Raw genomic sequence first — 20,371 nt, 5'->3', positions numbered from 1 at the left:
GCTCCCCGCACTATCCCCCTCTAACGCCGGCGGCGCCCCAACCTCGCGTAAGGCAGGACGCGCGTCTTGCGCCACGAGGATCCGCCCGCATGACCTCTTCCTGGGTGATCGCCCTGGCGGTCGCCGCCGTCTTGGCGACCTATCCGCGCCGGGTGCCGCTGTCCTTCCGCTTCGGCTTCAATCTCCTGGCCTGCGCCACGGTCACCTTGGTCCTGTGGCATCGCGGGCAAACCCCGTTCTTCGTCGTCGGGCCCGGCCACCTGACGCCGCCGCTCTGGCTGCGCCTGCTGGCTGTAGCCTGGTGGGTGCTCGCCGCCCGGGCCGCCGTCACGGGCCTGCGGCTAGTTCTGCGCCGCGATCGCAGCCACCGGCAAACTCGGTTGGTCTCAGATCTTATGGGCGCTGGCATCTACGTCGCGGCCGTCTTCGCTGTGCTCAATGGCGTGCTCGGACTCCCTGTCCAAGGCCTGCTGGCCACCTCGGGCGTCATCGCCGTGGTGCTGGGTCTGGCGCTCCAAAGCACGCTTTCGGATGTTTTCGCCGGGGTCGCGGTCGGGATCGAGGGACCCTTCCGCGTCGGGGATCGGATCCGCCTGGGCGAGAAGTTTGAAGGCGAGGTGGTTCAGCTCAACTGGCGATCCATCCGCCTGGAGACCGACGATGACGATGTCGTCGTCATCCCCAACAGCCTGGTGGCCAAGGCCGAGATCATCAATCGCTCGACCCCGAGCCTTCGCCGCGCGGGACAGGTCGAGGCCCCGGTCTCGGCCTCGGCCAGGCCAGAAGCCGTCATCGAGCTGATCGAGCGGGCGGTCATGCTCTGTCCGGCCATCGCCGAGACGCCCACCCCCAAGGTGGTGCTGGCCAGCCTTGGCCTGCGGATCAATCGTTATCGGGTGGGCTTCTTCGTCGACGACGCGCGTGAGCTTGGCGGCGCCAAGAGCCTGCTCCTGCGCCAGATCCGGCGCTCCTTGCACCACGCGGGCCTGTTCGATGACCTCGACGCGCCGGCGGCTGCTGCCCTGGTCTCAGCGGGAACCGCGCTCTCCCCCGAGCGCATATTCGCCGAGATGCTTCTCTTCGAGCGCCTGACGCCCAAGGAGATCGGCATTCTGGCCACGGGCGCCGAGCACCTTCACCTCGAACCGGGCGAGACCCTCTTTGTTGAAGGTCAGGCAGACGCGCGGCTCTACATCATCGCCTCGGGCGTGTTCGCGGTGGCGCAAACCACTCCCGGCGGCGAGCGCGACGAGCTGGGACGCGTGGGACCCGGCGATTATCTGGGCGAGATCAGCTTGCTGACCGGCGAGCCGCTGAAGGCCACGGCCAGCGCCCTAACCCACGCCGAGGTCTATGCGTTGGATCGCGAGGCGCTCGCCCCGGTGGTCACCGCCAATCCCGAACTGGCCGCCGCTCTCGAACGGTCGGCACGCCAGGGACTTGGGCTGATCCATCGTCGCGCCGCGGCCTTGGCAGGACCAGAGGCCGGCGCGCGCGGGTCCTTGATCGAGGGCGTCCGCAGGCTCCTGCGCATGCGCCGGGGCCCAGCCAAGCGGCCCCGACCACCACGGGGTAACGGTTAGGCGCGGCCACTCACTGCAAACCCCGATCGGGCCGGGTCAGTCTGCCCGCCGATCGGCACGGCGCCGATGAGCCAAAGCTTAGGAGCAACTGGTGAGCGACATCGTCCCCAACGAGCGGACCGCCCTGGCCCAGAACGTCATCCCCCAGCCCGATGGTCCGGGCCTGCGGATCGAAAAGCGCGGCGAGGCCACCGTCATCGGCAAGGTCTTGCCCGGCGGCGCCGAGCTCTTCCGCCAGCGCCTGCCGCAATTCCAAGCCGAGGCGGCCTACTGGGAAGGCCGGGTCGGCACCGTGCATGACCTGCGTATCACGCTCTTCGACAACGACACGCGCCTGCTGTTCGCCGTGACCTTCGACGGCGACTTCAAGCCCTACATCGCCGACATCCTGCGCGAGGCCGGCCCCTGGTTCGACAGCCTGCTCGTCGGCATTTGGGAGGGCTACACCAGCAGCCAGGACCAGGAGACGATCGAGACGATCCTGGCCAATCTCTTCGGCGCCGACTTCTTCTACGTCTCCAATCCTGAACTGACCGTGCGCGACATCACGCGCCTGAAAAAGCTGGGCTCGGCGTTCAGCGAAATGCTCGACGCGGCCAACTGATCCACAGCACACACGGGGGCGCTGGCCATGACCGACCCACGCGGCCGCGCCAAGGCGTTCGGCCTGGTCCTCATCGCGCTGGCGTCCCTGACGCTGGGAGCGTGCGCGAGCCGATCGGATGCGCACCTGACGCCGATCGTCACCGCGCCGCCACTGGCGGCCGCCCGTGAAAGCCTCCTCGTCGTCTCCACGCGGCGGGCGTCCGAGCGACCCGGCGAGGTCTTTTCCGGCGCCCGGGGCGCGGACTCCCGGCTGATGATCGTCGATGTATCCCTGCCGCCGGACCACCGGCCCGGCCGTATCGAATGGCCGCGTGGGCGTCATGTCGATCCGGCCAAGGACTTCGCCACCCTCTCGATCACGCCGACGAACGCGGCCGGCGCGCTGACCTGGTTCTCGGCGCGCGACACCGACGGGCGGGTCGTCGTCTACGTCCATGGCTTCAACACGCCCTTCGACGCGGCGGTCTACCGCTATGCACAGGTCAATCATGACGCCGGCACACGCGCCGCACCCGTCCTGTTCACCTGGCCTTCGCGCGGCGCGATCACGGGCTATGTCTACGACCGTGAAAGCGCGGCGGCGTCGCGTGACGCGCTAGAAAACGCCTTGCGCCTGATCGTGCGCACGCCGTCGGTCAAGGAAGTCACCGTGCTGGCCCACTCGATGGGCGCTTGGGTGGCGATGGAGGCCCTGCGTCAATACGCGATCCGGGAAGGGCGGGTCGATCCGAAGATCGACAATGTGATCCTGGCCGCACCCGATCTCGACGTGGATGTGTTCCGCCAGCAGTTCCGCGCCCTTGGCCCTGATCGGCCGTCCTTGATGATCATGATCTCTCGGGACGATCGGGCCTTGCGGCTCTCGCGATTCCTGGCGGCGGGCATCAGCCGGGTCGGCGCGGTCGATCTTTCGCAGGAGCCCTATCGCTCGGATCTGGCCAAGCTCGACGGGGTGACGGTTGTCGACCTCAGCCACATCAAGACCGGCGACCGCTACAACCACAACACCTTCGCCACCCAGCCCGAGATCGTGCGGCTCCTCGGCGCGCGGCTGGCCGGGCAGCGCCTGGAGACGGAAAAGACGCGACTGGGAGAGAAGGCCGGCGCGATCGTTGTGGGGGTAAGCCAGACCCTTGGCGGCGTCGCCGCCAAGGTCTCCGATCCGCCCCTGGTCAAGACCGCGCCGGCCAAGCCCTAAGCCGCCTTGGCGCGCGCCTGACCAAGGTGCTCGAGCAGGAACTGCGCAACCTCGGTGACGCGCTCTTCGAGCAGCCAGTGGGACGCGCCCTCCAGACGCTCGAAGCGATAGGGGCCTGTCACGTAGTCGGCTGTCGCCGCCGCCGCGACCGGACCAAGCGCATGGTCCGCCGAGCCCCAGACGAAGAGCGTATCAACCGCGACCGGACCGATCCGCGCCTCGAAGTCGAGGGCCCGATACCAGTTCAGCGCCGCGGTTAGAACGCCCGGACGCGACAGCCTCTCGACATGTCGCTCCAGGTCCTCCGGGTCGAGCATGCCGCGATAGGCCGAGCGCAGGCGCGCCGCCCCGTCGCTGAGCATGCCGGCCTCGGCCGCGCCGTCCGGCAGACGGAAGAAGCCGATATAGGCCGACATCTCCGTCTGAGCCGGATCATGCGCGATCGCCTCGAGCATGGCGTCGGTGTGCGGCGTGGAGATCACCGAGAGGCTCAAGAGCCGCTCGGGATGGTCGGCTGCCGCGCGCCAGGCCAGGATCCCGCCCCAGTCGTGACCAACCAGGTGAAAGCGCCTGGCGCCAAGGCCGTCGGCGAAGCCGAAGACGTCCTCGACCAGGCGGTCAATGTGGTAGTCGGCGACCTTGGGCGGGCGCGCGCCGTCGGCATAGCCGCGTTGGTCGACGGCGACCGCCCAGAAGCCGGCTCCGGCGACCGCCTGGAGGATCGGCGTCCAAGCCCAGGCGAACTGCGGAAATCCATGCAGGAAGAGAACCAGCGGGTCTTCCGGCACGCCGCAGGTCAGGGCGTCGAACGCCAGACCGTCCCGCTCCAGGCGCAGGGTCTTGATGGGCATGGCCAGCATCCCCGCCTCCTAGAACAGGATCTGCAGGTTGAGGCCCGAGTAGATCTGCCAGTGCGGTGCCACCCCATCGTGGAAGAGGGTGTACTGCGGCTCGATGAAGCCGTTCAGCTTGGTCTTGGGGCGCAGGCTCCACACCTTGCCGATGCCGGCGCCGACGGGGATGTAGTAGTCGTCGGTCTTCAGGTTGAAGTTCCAGATGCCCGTCGAGCGCAGATAGTAGCCCTTGGGCAGGTTGTAGAAGACGATCGGCTGGGCCGTGAGGGTCTCCACGCCCGGCATGTTCTCCCGACCCGCGAACGAGGTCTGGTAGATGACCAGCGTGCCGGCCAGACCCCAGGCTCGGGGCGCGACGACGGCGCCGGCGACGCCGGCCTGCCACTTGCCTGTGCCCATGTGGTTGGTGGCGGTGGGAGCCACCAGAACCGGGCCCACGCCGTAGGCCAGGCCTTTGCCCTTGAACATGAAGAGGTCCATCAGCGTCAGGTCGCCGATGCCGGTGTCATGGCCGCCGGGGAAGGTGGGCGAGGTCGCCACGGGCAGGGTGAAGCGCGTCAACTGGACGTGGCCGAAGGTCTTCTGGGGCATCAGGCCCCGGATCAGGCCCTGGTTGGCCCAGCGGTCGGGCAGCCCGTAGAACGAAGGCACGTAGTAGTCCTGGGCGCTCAGCATGAGGCTGGGCTGTAGGGGGTTGTTGGCCTGGTTGGAGCCGGCCGCCTCATGGCCGCCGGCCGCGGCGGCGGGTCCTTGGCCCTCGCCCTCGGGCAGGGTCTCGATCGACCCAGCGGCGGAGGCCGCGGGCGGCGCGTCGGCCGTGTCGAGGGGATCGGCCAGGACCGGCGCGGCGCGCAGGACCAGGAGCGCGGCCGCCAAGGCGGTCGCGGGACGAAGGAAGCGCATCTTGATGTCCTTTGGATGGGGCGGGCCAGGGCGCGCCCGGGGGGAGGAAGGCTTCGGGGAGGAAGGCTTCAGCGGGGAAGGTGTGGGCCGGACGCCGCGAGAGCGCCCGGCGCGCGATCAGATGACCGAGGGGTGTTGTCCAACTTCCAGACGCGCGGGCGCGCGGCCGGTGAACTTCCAGGTGAAGTAGAGGATCGCGTAGACGAGGTTCAGGCCGACGCTGATCAGCGCCATCGTCATGGCGATGCCCTCGTTGCGCGGCAGCGGCAGGGCCAGGTGGAGACCCAGATACTGCTCGGCGAGAGCTTTGAAGCTGAAGATGTACATCATGTAGATGGCCAGGGTGTAGGCGCGGGCCTGCATCCAGGTGCCCTTCTTGATGAAGAGCGCGGCCAGGGTCGGGGCGACCACCACGGCGACGGTGTAGAAGATCGTGGTGGGGAAGTTCAGGTAGACGAAGGTGATGTTCCAGGCGTCGTAGGCGATGATCCAGAAGGCGGTCATGCCCGGCCACAGCATGTCGTGCGGCTTGTTCTCGTCGCGCTTGATGCCCGTCCACCAGGAGATGGTCACGATGTTGAGCACGCCGGCGGCGGCGTTGAGGTAGTTGGCCAGGTGGCCCGAGGCGTAGTCCTGGGTCACCGCCTCGAAGATGTTGATCGCCAGGATGCCGGCCACCGCCGCGCCCATCCACTTGAAGCGGTCCAGGCCATTGTGCCGGTAGAGCGTGAAGACGGCCGCGCCGAAGATCGCCGAGTAGAGCTTGGTCCAGCGGAAGAGGCCGTCGAAGCCGGCGTGCATCCACAGCGGGATCAGCACGATTGGGAACACGAAGTAGAGCGTGTAGGTCGCCCACTTCTTGTGCCGGGCCAGCTCGTTGCCGGCCAACAGGATGATCCCGAAGAAGAAGGCGTAGTGAAGCCAGGACAGCCAGAGGATCGTCGGGCGAAGCTCCAGGGTCGCTCCGGACGGCAGCTTGATCTTGAAGTGTCGCACAAGGTGCTTTTCGAGCACCGCGCCCGCCAGCTCAGGGATCGGTCCGGCCGGATCGCCCGACAGCACCAGTCCCTTGCCCAGGGGTGTGGTCTTGAACACCTGGACCTCACGGTGGACGCCAGCCGACTTGGCCACCGACACCTCTCCGTCGGAGAAGGTGAAGTCGTAGAGGATGCTCGCCCCCTTCAGGTGAGCGTCCGAGCCTTCGAGCGCGCCCATCCAGCGGGCGTGGCCTTCAGGGGTGTCAGCCGCCCGCGCCGAGGGCGCCAAGCAAAACAGCGCCGCCAGGGCCGCGAGAAGCGCCAGGATCGGCCAGAACCCGCGCCGTCGTCGGGTCGAATGGAAGGACGCGTTTGCCGCCGCGTCGAGCGAGAGGGTTGAGGTCATGGGGAGGCTCCAATTTCCATACGAAAACTGGGGGAATTGGAGCTTGGCTTTGAAGTGACTTGGGGTGACTTCCTCCCAAGGTTGCGCGCAGCTAACGGTGAGCTTGGTTGCCGTACTTCCTCATTTGCGCCGACGCCGGGCTAGGGCGAGGCGGCGTTCGCCCTTCAGGCCCCAAAGTCGCCGACCCGCGGGGATGACCGGCGCTCGCACGCCACAATCCAGGCAGCCCGGTCGCAATGTCGAATAGCCCTCAGTCCCGTCAATTCGCCCGGCTGAAAAAGCCGTCGGCGATCGGCTGGACCGTTGCGCTTCCCGGCGGCGCCATAGCGAACGACACGCTGAGACGATCGGGGGGCGGCAGGCGGTAGCTCAGGCGAAACACCGGGCGCCCTGGCTGGGCGACGCTAGTGAAGGTCACGGCCTTGCCCGGATCGATCTCGGCGCGGTCGTAGTGGATCACGTGCTCGCCGTCCGAATAGTCGGCCCGCAGGCCGTCGCCCTCGGGATAGATCATCATGATCTGGTCGAAGCCGCCCGACGGCTTGCCTGTCTTGTCGAAGAGCTCGGTGTGGTCGCGCCGCAGCAGCACCGCGCCGCCGGCCTCGGCCGTGAAGCTGGAGCGGCCGGTCGAGGTCCCGCCGGTGTCGGCCACTACGCCCTTTGCGTCCTTCCAGCCGCCAACCAGGAACGACAGACCCCGCAGGCCCGGCGCCAGTTCACCGGCGTGCGCGGTCGGCGCAAGCAACATCGAGGCGCTCAGCGCCAGAACGGACATCTTCATCTTCGCCCCCGAAATAGAAGTTCTCATTTTGTTCGCATCTGCAATAGAGGCTGTCAACCCAACCTCGGTCTCTTGTCAAAAGGCTACGACAACCGGTCCCGTTAGCTGGCGACGGCCTTACAGTTGAGGCCAAGCCCTGTGGCAAGCGCGTTGAGGCGAACTTCCGATCGCTGCATCGCCGCGTCCGCAACGCACCGGGACCAGGCGGCTAGTGCAACGCCATCACGGCGCGCTCCACCGAGGCGCCCGTGCTGGCCGCGACCCACTCCAGGAAAAGACGGGGCCATTGATCGATCGGAAGATCCTGTGGGCGAATGCCAAAGCCATGGCCTCCCATTGCGAAAAGGTGAGCTTCCAGATCACCGCCGCTGGCCCGCCAGCGATCAAAGAGCGGTGCGCCGGCGCCGCCGAACAGGGGATCATCGCACGCGGCGGTCACGAACAGCGGCGGCGAGCCGGGCGGCGCATCCTGGGCATGGAGGCTTGGGTAAAGCGCACCGACGAAGTCGGGCCGCGCTTGGCCCCGCACGCCCGCAAGTTCGATGGCCAGCATGGCGCCGGCCGAAAAGCCCAAGACTCCGATCCGATTGGGGTCGATGTGGAGAGCCCGCGCGTTAGCGCGAACCGCCGTCACCGCCGCGCAGGCGTCTTCCAGAGCCGCCTGGGGTACGGCCAGATCCGCTTCGGTCGGGGGCTGGGTGATCATGGCGCCAAGCTCCTGATAGAACCCGGCGGTCGTAGGCGCGGTCGGCACGAGCCGATACTTCAGGACGAAGGCGGCTATGCCCCGACGCGTGAGCCAGCGGGCGACAGAGTAGCCCTCGCCATCAATCGCCAGAGCTCGAAAAGCCCCGCCGGGTGCGATGATCACCGCGGGCGCATCCTGGGGCGCGGTCAGCGGCGCGACGGGCGTCAGGCTGGCGCGAACGACGTTGCGAACCCAGCGATCGCCCTGACGGCTTTCCCAGACCTCGGGGTCGCGCCCCCGATAGGGCGGAGCGAGCGCGACGGCATCTGAGTCGTCGGGCCTTGCTATCGGCGTTAGCCCGGCAAACAGAGCCAAGCGCGGGTCCTCATCGTCGCTATGACCCATGTCTTGGCTCTCTTTCGGCTGGATGGCGAAACCGGGGGCGGGCTTGCGGGCGCGATCTCTCATGGCGCGTGGGTGAGTGTCAGGCCTCGCGCGCAAGGCCTTGGCGTCGCGCTTCAATCCATTGTCCGATGTCGGCCAGGACCCGCTCCTTATCGAAATCCGCCAGGAGATCGTGGACGTGGCCCTCGTAGATCTTCAGCGTCTTGTCCGTTGATCCGGTGGTGTCGAAGAACCTCTGGCTGCCGCGCGGTCGCGTGACCTTGTCGGCCGAGCCATGAAGGATCAGCACTGGCGTCGAGATCTGAGGGAAGCTGGTCTTAAGGCGTTGGTTGGCGCGCGCCAGGGCGGCGACGGTCGCGGCTGGTTGGACCTCGTCGTCAATCAGCGCGTCGCCCTTCAGCCGTTCGACGATCACCGGATCGCGCGAGAAGTCCTCGGCCTTGAGCTTGAGCACCGGCGCGCGGGGGAAGAACCGGCTTGCCAAGGTGATGAGAGCCAAGGCTGCGTCGGGCGCGGGGACTTCGAAGGCGAAGCTCTCGCAGATCAGGCCATTCAGCATCGCCGGGTGGGTCAGGGCGTAGACACAGGCGACAACGCCGCCAGCGCTGTGGCCCAAGAGATAGGTGGGCAGGCCGGTGTCCCTATTCTTGGCCATGGCGATGACCGTGCCGACGTCATCGACATACTCGTCGATGGTCTCGACAAAGTAGCGCTCGCCCTCCGACAGCCCCCGGCCGCGAAGATCGACGGCGTAGACGCAGTAGCCGAGGTTGGCCAATCGCTCGGCGGGCCAGGCGTAAAGGCCGCTATGAGCCAGCAAGCCTGGGCAGATCACCACGATCGCCTTTGGCGCGGAGGTCGGTCGCCAGGCGCGGAAATAGATCCGCTGTCCGGCCCCGTTGGTGATGGCGTCCTCTGTGGCGAGGGTCTTGGGCATGGCGTTCATGAGGCGCTCCTGAAGACCCGTCGCGTCTTGGCGCGGCCGCGTGCTCACGCGAACGCCGCCACCCGAAGGACGCAGGCCTCGCCGATCGGACTTGCACGAGGCTGCCGTGGCGTGCGCCGATGAATCTTGCATCGTCACGGTGATCGTTGAACGAGGCCTTCGCGAAACCCCGATGTGACACGCAAGCTAACGGTCGTGAGCTACGGCTCACTTCCCGGCCGTCGCGCCAGGGCCGATGGTGCAAGCCTCCTATAGGCCAGCGATGGGTTCGTGAGCAGCACCGCCACCTTGCAAGCGATGGATGCGATGCTGGCGGCGTGGAATGCGCGGCAGTGGGACGTCTATGTCGATTTCCACGACGAGGCCCTCGAGGCCGTATTCCAAGACGGCGCTGCGCATGATCGCGACGAGCACCTCGCCCAATCGCTCAGCTTCTGCGCCTTCTTTGCCGACGCCAAGATCCACACCGAGCCTTGCCTGACCCACTTCGCCAGCGAGACGGGCGAGGACGCCTGCGTGGTGGCGAGACTGACGGGGTCGATCAGCGCGCCAATGATCGGTGCGAACGGTTTCCTGGCTCAGGACCGGCGCGCCTTCGACGTGACGTCGACGCTGGTCTGTCGTTGGCGGCAGGGGCGCGTGATCGCCCGGCGCCAGCTGATCACGCCCGACCTGATCTGGCGCCAGCTTGCCGGCTTGTGATCCGCCGGGCGTTCGCGCCGCCCGGCGGTCGATTTCAAGGCAGGGGATCGGAGGGGCGCGGAACGGTCACGCATGTTGTTGAGAGTCATTCTCATCTGTGCTAGCTCGGCCTTGCTCGGCCCACCGCCGATATCGCCTGGACCCCTCCCACCTCGTGAAACGCCCGTCCCCCAAGCTTGATCTCTTCCTGGAGAACCAGGCGCGTTTGGTAAGCTTCGCCGCGCCGATCGTGGGTGATCGTGGACGGGCCGAGGACGTGGTCCAGGAAGCTTTCATTCGTCTGGAGCGCGACGAGACGGGCGAGCCGGAACGGCCGCTGGCCTATCTCTTCCGCATCGTCCGAAATCTTGCCTTGGATGTCGCCCGTCGGCGTGTCCGCGAGCAGGAGGGCGAGACCGATCCGGAATGGTGGATGCTGCCCGCGGCCGTACGCACGCCCGAAGAGGAGCTCCTTCAGGACGAGCGATTGGCTCTGCTGCAGCGTGTCCTGCGGGGCCTGGACCCGGCCATGCGTCAGGCGGTCGAGATGAACCGCTTCAATGGCGCCACCCTGGCCGAGATCGCCGAGCGCCTCGGCGTATCGGTGCCCACGGCCCACCGGCTGGTGCGCGCGGGCCTGGCGCGCATCGCCCAGGCCCTGGATGATGCTGATCGAGATCCGTCGTGAAAAGTTTCTGGCGCTCGTTCGTCCTATCGGCAAGGCAAGTACGCTCAAGGATCGCGCCGCCGGCGCGAGCGGCTTGCCGATGACGACGGAAACCATGGCGACAGGTCAAAGCGACGATCCGGTGATGATCGAGGCGGCCGACTTCCTGCTGCGGGTGCAAGCCGCCCCCCGGGATGGCCAGTTGCGCGCTGAAGTCGAAGCCTGGCTCGCGCGCGACGGCCGCCACCAGCGCGCCTGGGATCAGGTTCGCCAGGCCTGGACGCTTCTGGGTGAGGCGCCTCAGAAGCCCGAAGTCTTCACCCCGCCAGCCGGGGCCCGTCGACCCCGCGTCACATCCCGGGTCGTAGCTGGCCGCGCGCGGCGGTTCGCGCCGATTGCCGCGGCCCTGGCCGCCGCCTGTCTCGTCGTGGCTGTTGGCCCCACAGCACTCCTGCATGCTCGATCCGACGTCGTCACGGGTCTTGGCGAGCGCAGGGCCATCACCCTGGCCGATGGCAGCCGTGTGATCCTCGGCCCCAAGAGCGCCATCGCCTACGCCAACCAGGCACGAGGGCGCGATGTTCGCCTGATCTCGGGCCAGGCCTGGTTCGAGGTGGAGCACGACGCACGCCGACCGTTTGTCGTGCGCGCCGGTGCTGTCGAGGCCACCGACCTTGGCACGGCGTTCGAGGTGCGCCGCCAAGCTGGAACTGTCGAAGTCTCGGTCGCGCATGGCCTGGTCGGCGTCGCGGCTAAGGGCGTGGACGCCAAGCTGGGCGCGGGCGACCGGATCGTGGTGACGCCGGGCTTGGGCCAGGCGCACCAGGAACGCCTCAGCCCCGATGCGATCGCGCCTTGGCGTGACGGTTATCTCCTGGTCCGCGACGCCAAGGTCGAGGACGTGGTCGCAGAGCTACGGCGCTATCAGCCTGGCGTGGTGATCATCGCCGACCAGGCGCTGGCCCATCGAAGGGTCACGGGCCTCTATTCTCTCGACAACCCCGAGGCGGCGATGCGGGCTCTGGTCGCGCCGGGCCAGGGCCGCGTGCGCCGTCTGACGCCCTTCGTCCATGTGCTGTCGGCGGGATAATTTGGCCTTGATCCGGAAAAAATCGGGTCCGGCTGAAAAATTCCAGTTTCCCATCCGTCTTGGGGTCATTGCGAGCGGCTCGCAACGAACCGCAAGGCTTTCGGGGACTGACGGATGAACTCTCAACACATGGCGCAACCGGCCGGCAATGTCTCGCGGCCGCGCCGCATGGCGATGGCCCTGGCGCTCGGCGTCAGCACCCTGGCGGTGAGCTTGGCCGCCACCCCGGTTCTGGCCCAGAGCGCCGAAAGCGCCCGTCGGGCCACCAAGTCCTTCGACATCGCCGCCCAACCCCTCAGCACCGCCATTTCCGCCTACGGCCGTCAGGCGGGCCTGCAGGTCTCGGCCGACGCCGACGTCACCGCCGGCGTTCAGAGTCGGGCCGTGCAGGGCCAGTTCAGCGCGACCGAAGCCCTCAGCCGCCTGCTCACCGGCACCGGCGTTACCTGGCGGATCGACGGCGACATCGTGGTCCTGACCCGCGCGCCGCGCGGGGACGGCGCCGTCCGACTGGGCGCGGTGCGGGTCGAGGGTGATGCGGGGACCAGTGGACAAGGTGCGTCGGCCGCTGGCCTCCCAACCGTCTACGCCGGCGGTCAGGTGGCGCGCGGCGGCCAGCTGGGGCTGCTGGGGAATGTCGACGTGATGGACACCCCCTTCAACGTCACGCGCTACACCAGCGAGCTGATCGAGAACCAGAACAGCCGCAGCTTGCTGGACGTCCTGGACAACGACCCGTCTGTCCGCGCCAGCGCGATCCGCGATGGCGAGAACACCACCCTGATCATGCGCGGCTTCGAGATGCAGGGGCGCGAGGTGATGATGAACGGGATGTTCGGTCCGGCCGACACCCGGGGCTCGATGATCGAGGCGGTCGAGCGCGTCGAGGTCCACAAGGGGCCCAGCGCCATGCTCAACGGCGTCAGCCCGTGGGGTTCCTCCTACGGCGGCTCGATCAACTACATCCTCAAGCGCGCTAGCGACGATCCCCTGACCCGCCTGACGGCGACCTATGCCTCGGCCTCGCAACTGGGCGTCACCGCCGATGTCGGCCGCCGCTTCGGTTCTGAGAAGCAATTTGGCGTGCGGATCAACGCCGTGCAGCGCGAGGGTGACCCCGACGTCGACAAGACCCACAACCGGGCGACCTTCATCGCCGGCGCTTTCGACTTTCGCACCGACAAGCTGCGCCTGACCCTGGACCTTGGCCACCAAGATCGCCTGCTCAAGGGCGGCTGGGGCAGCACCCGCATCGGCTCCACCGTCGCCATCCCCAAGGCGCCCAAGGCCACGATCAACTCCAAGCAGGAATGGGAGTTCTTCGACGGTCAGAACGACTACGGCATCGCGCGCGCTGAATACGATTTCGCGCCCGGTTGGACGGCGGCGGCCGCCTACAGCAAGAGCACGTCCGATGAGCTCTATCTGCTGGTGATCGACAGCATCAACAACGTCAACGGCAACAAGACCGGCACGCCCAACTGGATCCCCGCACGTAGCAAGAACGAGAGCGCCGAGATCTCGATCAAGGGCAAGTTCGACACCGGCCCGATCGCCCACAGCGTGTCGGCCATCTGGTCGGCCAACGAAGGCCAGCGCGGCCAGCTGACCTATTCGGTCCCCGGCTGCGGCACCAACTGCGCCCCGTCCAACATCTACAATCCGATCTACCGCGCTCGGCCCGACACCAGCACCCTGACCACCGACGGCATCGAGATGACGTCCAAGCTCAACTACTCAGGCCTGGCCGTCGCCGACATCATGACCTTCTGGAAGGACCGGATGGTGCTCATGGTCGGCGCCCGTCAGCAGGACATCGGCTCCAAGACCTTCGCTTACGGCACGCACGCTCTGACGCGTCAGTATGACGAGGATCGGATCTCGCCGTCGGTCGGCCTGGTCTTCAAGCCCAAGAGCAACGTCTCGCTCTATGGCAGCTACATCGAGTCCCTGAACCCGGGTGCGATCGTCACGACCTTCTACGCCAACGCCGGCGAGATCTTCGCGCCCTACGTCACCGACCAGTATGAGGCCGGGATCAAGTACGACCTTGGAACCTTCACGGCCACGGCCAACTGGTTCCAGGTCGCCGTGCCCAGCGTCGTCGATATCGCCGCCACCACCACGGGCGGCAAGCCGACCCTGGAACTGGACGGCCTGCAGCGTCACCGGGGCATCGAACTCAACGTCTTTGGCCAGCCGGTCAAGAACGTGCGGGTGCTGGGCGGGGCGATGCTGCTCGACGCGGTGATGGTCAAAACCGATGGCGGCCTCAACGACGGCAAGCGGGCACGCGGCGCGCCCAAGCTCAACATCAACCTGGGCGGCGAGTACGACATCCCCAAGGTGCCGGGCCTGACCGTCACCGGCCGGGTCGTCTACACCAGCCGCGAATATATCGATCTGACCACCACCAAGGCTCGCAGCATCCCCGACTGGACCCGCTTCGACGCGGGCGTGCGCTATGCCTTCGACATCAAGGGTCGTCCCGCCAAGCTGTCGGTCACGGCCGACAACCTGCTGGGCAAGGACTACTGGGCGGCCGCCTCGCGCGGCGTCCTGACCATCGGCGCGCCGCGATCGGTCCGCGCGTCCCTGGCCGTGGACTTCTAGTGATCCTCGCCCTGGAAAACGGCGCGCTGGCCAGAGCCAACGCGCCGCGGCCCAGGCGGCCGGGCCCGTCGATGGTGGCGGGCCTGGTCTCACTCTTGGCGCACGTCGCTCTCGGCGTGGCGCTTTTCCTGCGGCTGCCCGAGCCGCCGCCCCAGATGGTCGAAGCGCCGGTGATCTTCGTCGCCCTGGCCCCACCGACGTCGCCGCCTCGCGTCCAGAAAGACACGCCCAGGCCCCAGGCCAAGACCGACGAAAAGCGCGCTGAGCCGCGTCCGCCGACGCCGCCGATACAACCGCGTCCAGCCGCCGTGCCGGCGGCCGAGACCCTGTCGATCAGCCCGCCCAGGCCCGAACCCAAGGCGCCCCAGGTCCAGGGCGCGCCGCCCTCGATCACCGCCCCGCCCGCGCCGCGCGTGGCCACCAATGCGCCCGACAGTTGGCAGGGGCGCGTGCTGGCCCAGCTCGACAAGCACCGCCGCTATCCCGCGGCCGCGCTGGTTCGACGGCAGCAAGGCGTCGTCTATGTTCGGTTCACGATGGACCGACAGGGCAAGGTTCTCTCGGCGCGTCTGGAAGCCAGTTCAGGCTTCGCCATGCTCGACCGCGAGGCCGTGAGCCTGCCCCAGCGCGCGGCGCCCTTACCCAAGCCGCCGGAGACGGTCGCCGGCGAGGTGATCGAGCTGGTGGTGCCGGTGGAATTCGCGACGCCCTGACGCGTTGATCAACGCCCGCCGTCGCGCCAGACGCTGGCCAGAAAGACCTCTCCCCAGGTCTCGAGGATCCGTAGTGTGAAGGGCGAGGCGCGTAGCTGGTTCAAGCCTTCTCGGTCCGTGAACGCCAGGATCAGATCGTGCGTATCGACGAGTTCGAGCGCGGCAGGCCGAAGATTCGTTCCGCGCGAAGGAAGGTCTCCGAGCCGACCGTCGGCCAGCTGATCGATGGAGATCGTCCCGATGTGCTCCACGTCGACCAGGGCGACGACCTCGACCCTCTCGTGGCGGGCATGATCGGCGACGATCGTGCGGATGTCATGGCGCAAGGCGTCGCCCATGGATCCCGACACATCGATGAGGAGCGCCGGTGAAGCCGATCCGGCCCTGCGTTTTGGGCGACTGGGCTCGCCCACGGCCTCCCGGACCAGGCGTTCGAGGGCCTCGCGCGGCGCATCATGACGAGTGGTCAGGTCACCGATCGCACTACAGCGATGGCGCACCATCCTATCGACCCCATCGAGGATCGATGACGGGATCGAGCCGTGATTGACCAAGGCGATTTTGGCCGAGGGGTGCGCCCTGGCGTAGTCCGTCAGAACATCCTGGAAGGAGCCCGACTTGGACCGCTTGTAGTGCTTTACCTCGATGATCAGGCGGCAGCGCTCGCCACCGGGGTCCTGCGACCAGATCCCATAGTCGGGCTGAACGCCGCCCGTGCGTCCCTTGCCGATCGGATCGGCCAGTTCGACCCGCCGCTCCGACAGCAGCCGTCGCTCTGGGCTTGCCGACACGATCCGAGCGACTTCGGTTTCCTTGAAGGCGAAGACGATCTTGCCGTTCTCCTGATGGAGTTGGATCTCATGGGTCGGAAGGGCTCCGATGATCTCCGTCGCGACCCATACGGCGTAAAGTTCGTGGCGGTGACGCCAGACCGGCAGCGAGAGGATGCGCTCGAGCTGGTCGGCGCGCGCCGCGTACTGCAATGTCCGCCGGGGGGCGGCGGTAAGGAAGTCTAGGCGAGTAGCGGCCTTCGTGGTCGCAGCGGCGCCAGCGGTTACAACCGCTTGCAGGCCCAAGACGGCGCGTCCCAGCCAGCCATCCGTCTCATCCTGGACGACGTTCTTCGGGTCGTATGCGTCGTGTTCGGACTCGCTCCATTCACGCCAAGGCACTGAGCCAAGTCCACGACGGGTTCCGATAGCGGCTCGAGCAATCGCGATCCGGGCGGTGATCATGGCGCGCAGATCGACTAGCGACGGCGGAAGCGGGCGCGAAGCCAGGCTTTCGGGAAGATCGGGAAACTCGTCCGATTTGTAAGCGCTAAGCCAGGCGTCGACCCCAGAATCTCCCGACGGACCTTCGCGAACTCGTGATTCCAAGGTGCCTTCAAGCATGCCCAAAAGGTCAAAGGACAGGTTCCGCTCCATGTCCGGCGCCTCCAGTTCACTCGCGACCTCGGAGGCGGCGGCGATGAACTTCTGAAACTCCTCAAGTCCCAGGTGATTGCCTTCAATCTTGATGGACCACTGATCTCGCCCTTCGGCCGCGCCTGCCGCCTTGAAGAACTCGAGCGTCGAACGAAACATTTCGACGAAGGGCGCGACCGCTAGGAAAAGAGCTCGGACGAGGTCGTCCGTCGACGCCATCATCAGCGCGTCCCTCAGGGTTCTTGCCCAGGGCTGACCGATCCGGATCAGGATTGCCGCTTCCAGATCCGCGTCGCGATCGGCCAGGTCGAGGCCACCGACCTTCTGAAACGCCAGCCAGGCCGAGATCGCATCGCGATAGATCGGTGCTGGTCCTGACGACTTGGCTGGTCTTCGCCGTTTGGTTCGCTGAGGCTTGGCCATGGATTTTCGAGCGCCCTAGGCCGTTCCCGGTCAAGCTAGCCTGCCTCACCCACTCAACCTGAGCAAGCTGATGGGTCAACTTCTTCCATGGCGCGACGGGTTTGCGCAGAGGGTCAAAGCGTCTCGAGGAACGCCACCAGCGCTTCCCGCTCCTCGGGGGTGAGGTCACGCTTCTTCATCAGCGGATCGGGACGCGGCGGCGGGGCGGTCGTATTGGTCGCCTGCTCGGTCGGATCCTTAAACCCGCCGCCATTGTAGAAGAGCGCCACCGCGCCCAGGAACGGGAAGAAGCCGTTGTGCATGTAGGGCCGTGTATAGAGCCCGGCGCGCAAGGAGGGCGTCTTGAAGGCGCCGACGTCGGCCGGATCGCCGGTGACGTTGTAGCGGCCCAGGTCCTGGTTGGGTCGTCCATAGAAGCTGAGGCCAAGATTGTGGAAGCCGCCGTCGCTCAGGGTTGGGCCGCTATGGCAATTGGCGCAACCGGCCTTGGTGCGAAACAGGTGTAGGCCCTGCAGCTGCCGGTCGCTAAGCACCTTGGTCCCATCGGTGAACACTCGGTCCCATCGGGTTTTGGGCCGAAGAGAGCGCTCATAGGCCGCGATGGCCTTACCCACGTCCGGCAGTGCGATCCGTCGTTTCACGAAGGGCGCGAAGCCCGCCTTGTAGTCGGCGTCCTTGTTGATCCAGCGTTCGATCTCGCGCGGGTTGGCCGCCATCTCATCGGCGTGTGTCAGGGGCTCAAGCATCTGGGTCTCCAGATCGCTGGCCCGGCCGTCCCAAAAAAAAGAGCTGCTGAACGCCGAGGTCATCAAGGATGGGGCGTTGCGCTTGCCGCGTTGGCGATCGTGGCCGAACGAGGTTCGCAAGCTGTCGGCGAACATCAGCTCCGGAACATGGCACGTCGAGCAGGCGATCTGGCCAGACTTCGACAGGCGAGGCTCTTCGAAGAGCTTGCGGCCAAGCTCGACCAGCGCGGGGTTGGCGTTCGGGTCGGCAGGCGGCAGTGGGCCAAACTCCTCGAACTTGGCGCCCGGATCCAAGACCGGGCGAGGCCAAGTCGCTGGCGGGCCGGAATAGAGCTGACGAAGCGCAGCGAAGTCGTCTTGCGGAGTCGGCGCCATCGCCAGCAGCCCCACGATGCCGGCGCAGGCCGCCGCCATGAGCATCAACCGTCCAGCGATCCGCTCCAGGTTCAGGCTTGCCTTCCGGTCGGGTGAGCGTTTCGGCGGGCTGGAGCGAGGGGCCATGCCGTTAGGACGGATAGGTCGCCAACTTTTTTCAGAGCCGATCGGCGATTTAGTTTCGTCCCGCGCTGGGCGGAGGGGGCGACGGCTCGCAGGAGCTTTCGCATTTTGGAAAACGAAACTGTTCTGGTTCGAGGTGTCAGTATTATTGACGCTACATGTCGTGAATATTGACAATTGATCTGGTAAACCAAAATGCAGATGTGGCAAAAAGGCACCGAATTTCCGTTTGGTTGACCAAATTGAGAGATGTGTCGGGCCTTAGTGCTTAAATTGCACTTGCGGGTATCTCTTCTGTCTGCCTATCTCGTAGCGACTTCGGCGGAACGTCGTCAGCGCCGAAGTCCGACGACTTTCAACTCACGAGCTACCCATGGCCCGAGATAACTTCCCCGAACCCGTGAAGCGCGAGCTTGCGCTGCGCGCGGCGTACTTCTGCTCCAACCCCTTTTGCCTGCGCCTGACGGCGGGGCCGGGATCCGATTCCAGCCGTGGCCTGAAGACCGGTCACGCCGCCCACATCTGCGCGGCTTCGCCGGGGTTTGCGCGCTACGACGCCAATCAGTCCCCGGAAGAGCGAAGCTCCCCCGACAACGGGCTGTGGCTCTGCCGAGAGTGTGGCGACATCGTCGACAAGGACGCCGTCGGCTACCCGGTCGACACTCTGAGGGGCTGGAAGCGCAGCCACGACAACATGATCGCGGAGATCCGCCAGAAGGGTTGGTCCGATAGCCTGGAGCTGCTGCGCGCTGGCCGCTTGGAGCCCGACATCGCCGAGCAGGTCGTGGCGCTGATTGAAGATCGTCGAGTGTTCTGGGCCAGGTTCGACGCGGAGTTTCCCGATCGGGTGCGCATGTCGCTGGACAACCTGCGACACGAGCTGACGAAGCTGCGTCGGCAGTGCCGGGCTGGCGGTCCGCTCGACACGATGATCGTCGCGCTTGGGCAAACGATCCGCCATTTCTACGACAGCGTGGAACACCTGGACATGGCGACCCTCCGCTGTTCCTCGGGGGACCCGGATTGGAGCTACTTCGAGCAGGCGCTGCGGGCGCTGCGCAAGTCGATTGGAATCCAGCTTGTCGCCCTGGCGCAGGCCTACGAGATCCCCGTTCAAGGCGAATTCGCGAAGTACTTCGCACCGGATTGAGCTTGGCCGCCAACGATCGGGCGCGCGAGGATCAGGGCGCGTTCGCCCGCATGAAGGAGATTGTGGTGATGTCGGAGATCACGCTGAGCGCCACGCCCAAGGGCAACGGCTACCAAGCCACCATCACCTTCCCGACCGGCGTGGCCATCAGCTCCGCCGAAACCTATCCCTCCATCGCCGAAGCGATCACCGCCGCCGCCCTCAAGCTGTTGGAGATGCCCGAACGGCTCACTGACCTCGACGGCGCGGCGGATCTCTGAGGCTGATCCAAAATCGACAGACCCACCGATGAGCTACGACCGACCTCTTACGCCCTGGCTTTCGGGCGGGCGCTACTACCAGAAGTCTCTGGCCTACATCACGCAGGAGGATTTCTTCCTCCGGCATGCCTGGCTGGCCATTGACCTAAGGGTCGATCTTCACGAGGCGTGCAACGTCGCCTTGAGGCCCTTCGACAGCACCTGGGAGGAAACCCAGGCCTATATCGAAAAAGCCTGCGAGCTGCTCGGCCGGCGTCTCCCGGGTTGGGCGCCGGAGTTGGCGGAGGCAGATCGTGTTCGCGCCGCCCTGGGCGAACCGCCTCTCCGGTCCTATGCGATCTATCTGATCACCGTCGAGCGAGGCGAAGAGGAGGTGTGCGTCTATGTCGGGCAGACCAATTCCAAGCACCATCGGTTCCGGTCCGGCCACGCCGCGCTGAGCGCACTTCATCATCCCGACTATGACGGGCTCAAGAAGCGGATCTACTTCGCCGGTCTGCAGCTTGACGACGACGATGATCACTCGTTCCCGGTCGAGTGGGTCCATCCCACAGCTATGCGCCAGGAGGTTCTCGACTCTGTCGAGGCGCGACTGATCTTCGATTTGCAGCCAATCCTGAACACCCAGGGCAAGGACCGCCTTCTGGGCCCTCTGGATTTGCCGATTACCGCTCAGAACATGACGGGGCGCTTCCTCGACGCGGAAAATTTCGGGCCTTCCGTGCCTGACGAAGACTGAGCTGTTTTGGAGAGGGG

At 66.4% G+C, this 20,371-nt stretch carries 19 protein-coding genes; 11 read left to right on the top strand and 8 right to left on the bottom strand.

Translation table 11 applies throughout. The annotated features are described in order from the left end of the window. Positions 1–104 precede the first annotated feature (104 nt). From K8940_RS20935 to K8940_RS20925, 3 genes are all read left to right on the top strand, one after another. Positions 105–1,583 carry a mechanosensitive ion channel family protein gene (locus K8940_RS20935; protein ID WP_223391976.1) on the top strand — a complete coding sequence of 493 codons (1,479 nt, stop codon included), beginning with the start codon at positions 105–107 and terminating at the stop codon, positions 1,581–1,583. A 91-nt stretch (positions 1,584–1,674) separates the two neighbouring features. Continuing rightward, positions 1,675–2,187 (top strand): hypothetical protein, encoded by a 513-nt coding sequence (locus tag K8940_RS20930; protein WP_223391975.1) that lies wholly within the window; start codon positions 1,675–1,677, stop codon positions 2,185–2,187. A 27-nt stretch (positions 2,188–2,214) separates the two neighbouring features. Then, positions 2,215–3,387, top strand: a complete 1,173-nt coding sequence (locus tag K8940_RS20925; RefSeq protein WP_223391974.1) for an alpha/beta hydrolase — start codon at positions 2,215–2,217, stop codon at positions 3,385–3,387. Here K8940_RS20925 and K8940_RS20920 read toward each other — a convergent pair. The 6 genes from K8940_RS20920 to K8940_RS20895 all read right to left on the bottom strand — a co-directional run bounded on the left by K8940_RS20920 (position 3,384) and on the right by K8940_RS20895 (position 9,347). Beyond that, positions 3,384–4,247: an alpha/beta fold hydrolase gene (locus K8940_RS20920; RefSeq protein ID WP_223391973.1), complete on the bottom strand. Its 864-nt coding sequence runs from the start codon at positions 4,245–4,247 to the stop codon at positions 3,384–3,386. The two genes, K8940_RS20925 and K8940_RS20920, sit on opposite strands and share 4 nt — an antisense overlap. A gap of 9 nt (positions 4,248–4,256) precedes the next feature. Continuing rightward, positions 4,257–5,144, bottom strand: a complete 888-nt coding sequence (locus K8940_RS20915; protein WP_223391972.1) for a hypothetical protein — start codon at positions 5,142–5,144, stop codon at positions 4,257–4,259. A gap of 117 nt (positions 5,145–5,261) precedes the next feature. Beyond that, positions 5,262–6,527 carry a DUF5692 family protein gene (locus K8940_RS20910; RefSeq protein WP_223391971.1) on the bottom strand — a complete coding sequence of 422 codons (1,266 nt, stop codon included), beginning with the start codon at positions 6,525–6,527 and terminating at the stop codon, positions 5,262–5,264. 259 nt (positions 6,528–6,786) lie between these two features. Beyond that, entirely contained in the window at positions 6,787–7,308 is a 522-nt protein-coding gene (locus tag K8940_RS20905; RefSeq protein WP_223391970.1) for a hypothetical protein, read from the bottom strand. Positions 7,309–7,516: 208 nt separating this feature from the next. Continuing rightward, positions 7,517–8,518, bottom strand: coding sequence for an alpha/beta hydrolase (locus tag K8940_RS20900; protein WP_223391969.1), 1,002 nt, complete (start codon positions 8,516–8,518; stop codon positions 7,517–7,519). Next, positions 8,481–9,347: an alpha/beta hydrolase gene (locus tag K8940_RS20895; RefSeq protein ID WP_223391968.1), complete on the bottom strand. Its 867-nt coding sequence runs from the start codon at positions 9,345–9,347 to the stop codon at positions 8,481–8,483. The genes K8940_RS20900 and K8940_RS20895 overlap by 38 nt, the downstream gene beginning before the upstream one ends. Before the next feature lie 270 nt (positions 9,348–9,617). Between K8940_RS20895 and K8940_RS20890 the strand changes: the two genes are divergently transcribed. The 5 genes from K8940_RS20890 to K8940_RS20870 all read left to right on the top strand — a co-directional run bounded on the left by K8940_RS20890 (position 9,618) and on the right by K8940_RS20870 (position 15,111). After that, entirely contained in the window at positions 9,618–10,049 is a 432-nt protein-coding gene (locus K8940_RS20890) for an ester cyclase (protein WP_223391967.1), read from the top strand. Positions 10,050–10,203: 154 nt separating this feature from the next. Beyond that, positions 10,204–10,716, top strand: a complete 513-nt coding sequence (locus K8940_RS20885) for an RNA polymerase sigma factor (protein ID WP_223391966.1) — start codon at positions 10,204–10,206, stop codon at positions 10,714–10,716. Continuing rightward, positions 10,694–11,785, top strand: a complete 1,092-nt coding sequence (locus tag K8940_RS20880; RefSeq protein WP_223391965.1) for a FecR family protein — start codon at positions 10,694–10,696, stop codon at positions 11,783–11,785. Before K8940_RS20885 ends, K8940_RS20880 begins: the two co-directional genes overlap by 23 nt. A 114-nt stretch (positions 11,786–11,899) precedes the next feature. Further along, positions 11,900–14,398: a TonB-dependent receptor gene (locus K8940_RS20875; RefSeq protein ID WP_223391964.1), complete on the top strand. Its 2,499-nt coding sequence runs from the start codon at positions 11,900–11,902 to the stop codon at positions 14,396–14,398. Continuing rightward, the gene (locus K8940_RS20870) at positions 14,398–15,111 is read left to right on the top strand and encodes an energy transducer TonB (protein WP_223391963.1); all 714 of its coding nucleotides are present in this window, start codon (positions 14,398–14,400) and stop codon (positions 15,109–15,111) included. The genes K8940_RS20875 and K8940_RS20870 overlap by 1 nt, the downstream gene beginning before the upstream one ends. A gap of 8 nt (positions 15,112–15,119) precedes the next feature. Here the strand turns inward: K8940_RS20870 and K8940_RS20865 are convergent, their stop codons facing one another. Then, entirely contained in the window at positions 15,120–16,961 is a 1,842-nt protein-coding gene (locus tag K8940_RS20865; protein ID WP_223391962.1) for a hypothetical protein, read from the bottom strand. 113 nt (positions 16,962–17,074) lie between these two features. Continuing rightward, positions 17,075–18,382, bottom strand: coding sequence for a cytochrome-c peroxidase (locus K8940_RS20860; RefSeq protein ID WP_223391961.1), 1,308 nt, complete (start codon positions 18,380–18,382; stop codon positions 17,075–17,077). Between the two features lie 196 nt (positions 18,383–18,578). Between K8940_RS20860 and K8940_RS20855 the strand changes: the two genes are divergently transcribed. The 3 genes from K8940_RS20855 to K8940_RS20845 are packed head-to-tail and all read left to right on the top strand — an operon-like array spanning position 18,579 to position 20,354. Beyond that, entirely contained in the window at positions 18,579–19,355 is a 777-nt protein-coding gene (locus tag K8940_RS20855) for a hypothetical protein (protein ID WP_223391960.1), read from the top strand. Between the two features lie 2 nt (positions 19,356–19,357). Beyond that, positions 19,358–19,615 carry a hypothetical protein gene (locus K8940_RS20850; RefSeq protein WP_223391959.1) on the top strand — a complete coding sequence of 86 codons (258 nt, stop codon included), beginning with the start codon at positions 19,358–19,360 and terminating at the stop codon, positions 19,613–19,615. 28 nt (positions 19,616–19,643) lie between these two features. After that, positions 19,644–20,354: a hypothetical protein gene (locus tag K8940_RS20845; RefSeq protein ID WP_223391958.1), complete on the top strand. Its 711-nt coding sequence runs from the start codon at positions 19,644–19,646 to the stop codon at positions 20,352–20,354. Positions 20,355–20,371: the final 17 nt, after the last annotated feature.

The sequence above is a fragment of the Caulobacter segnis genome, from assembly GCF_019931575.1.
Taxonomy (GTDB): Bacteria; Pseudomonadota; Alphaproteobacteria; order Caulobacterales; family Caulobacteraceae; genus Caulobacter; species Caulobacter segnis_C.
The sequence above is the reverse complement of the archived record's forward strand: the minus strand, read 5'-3'. Positions and strand labels throughout refer to the sequence as shown.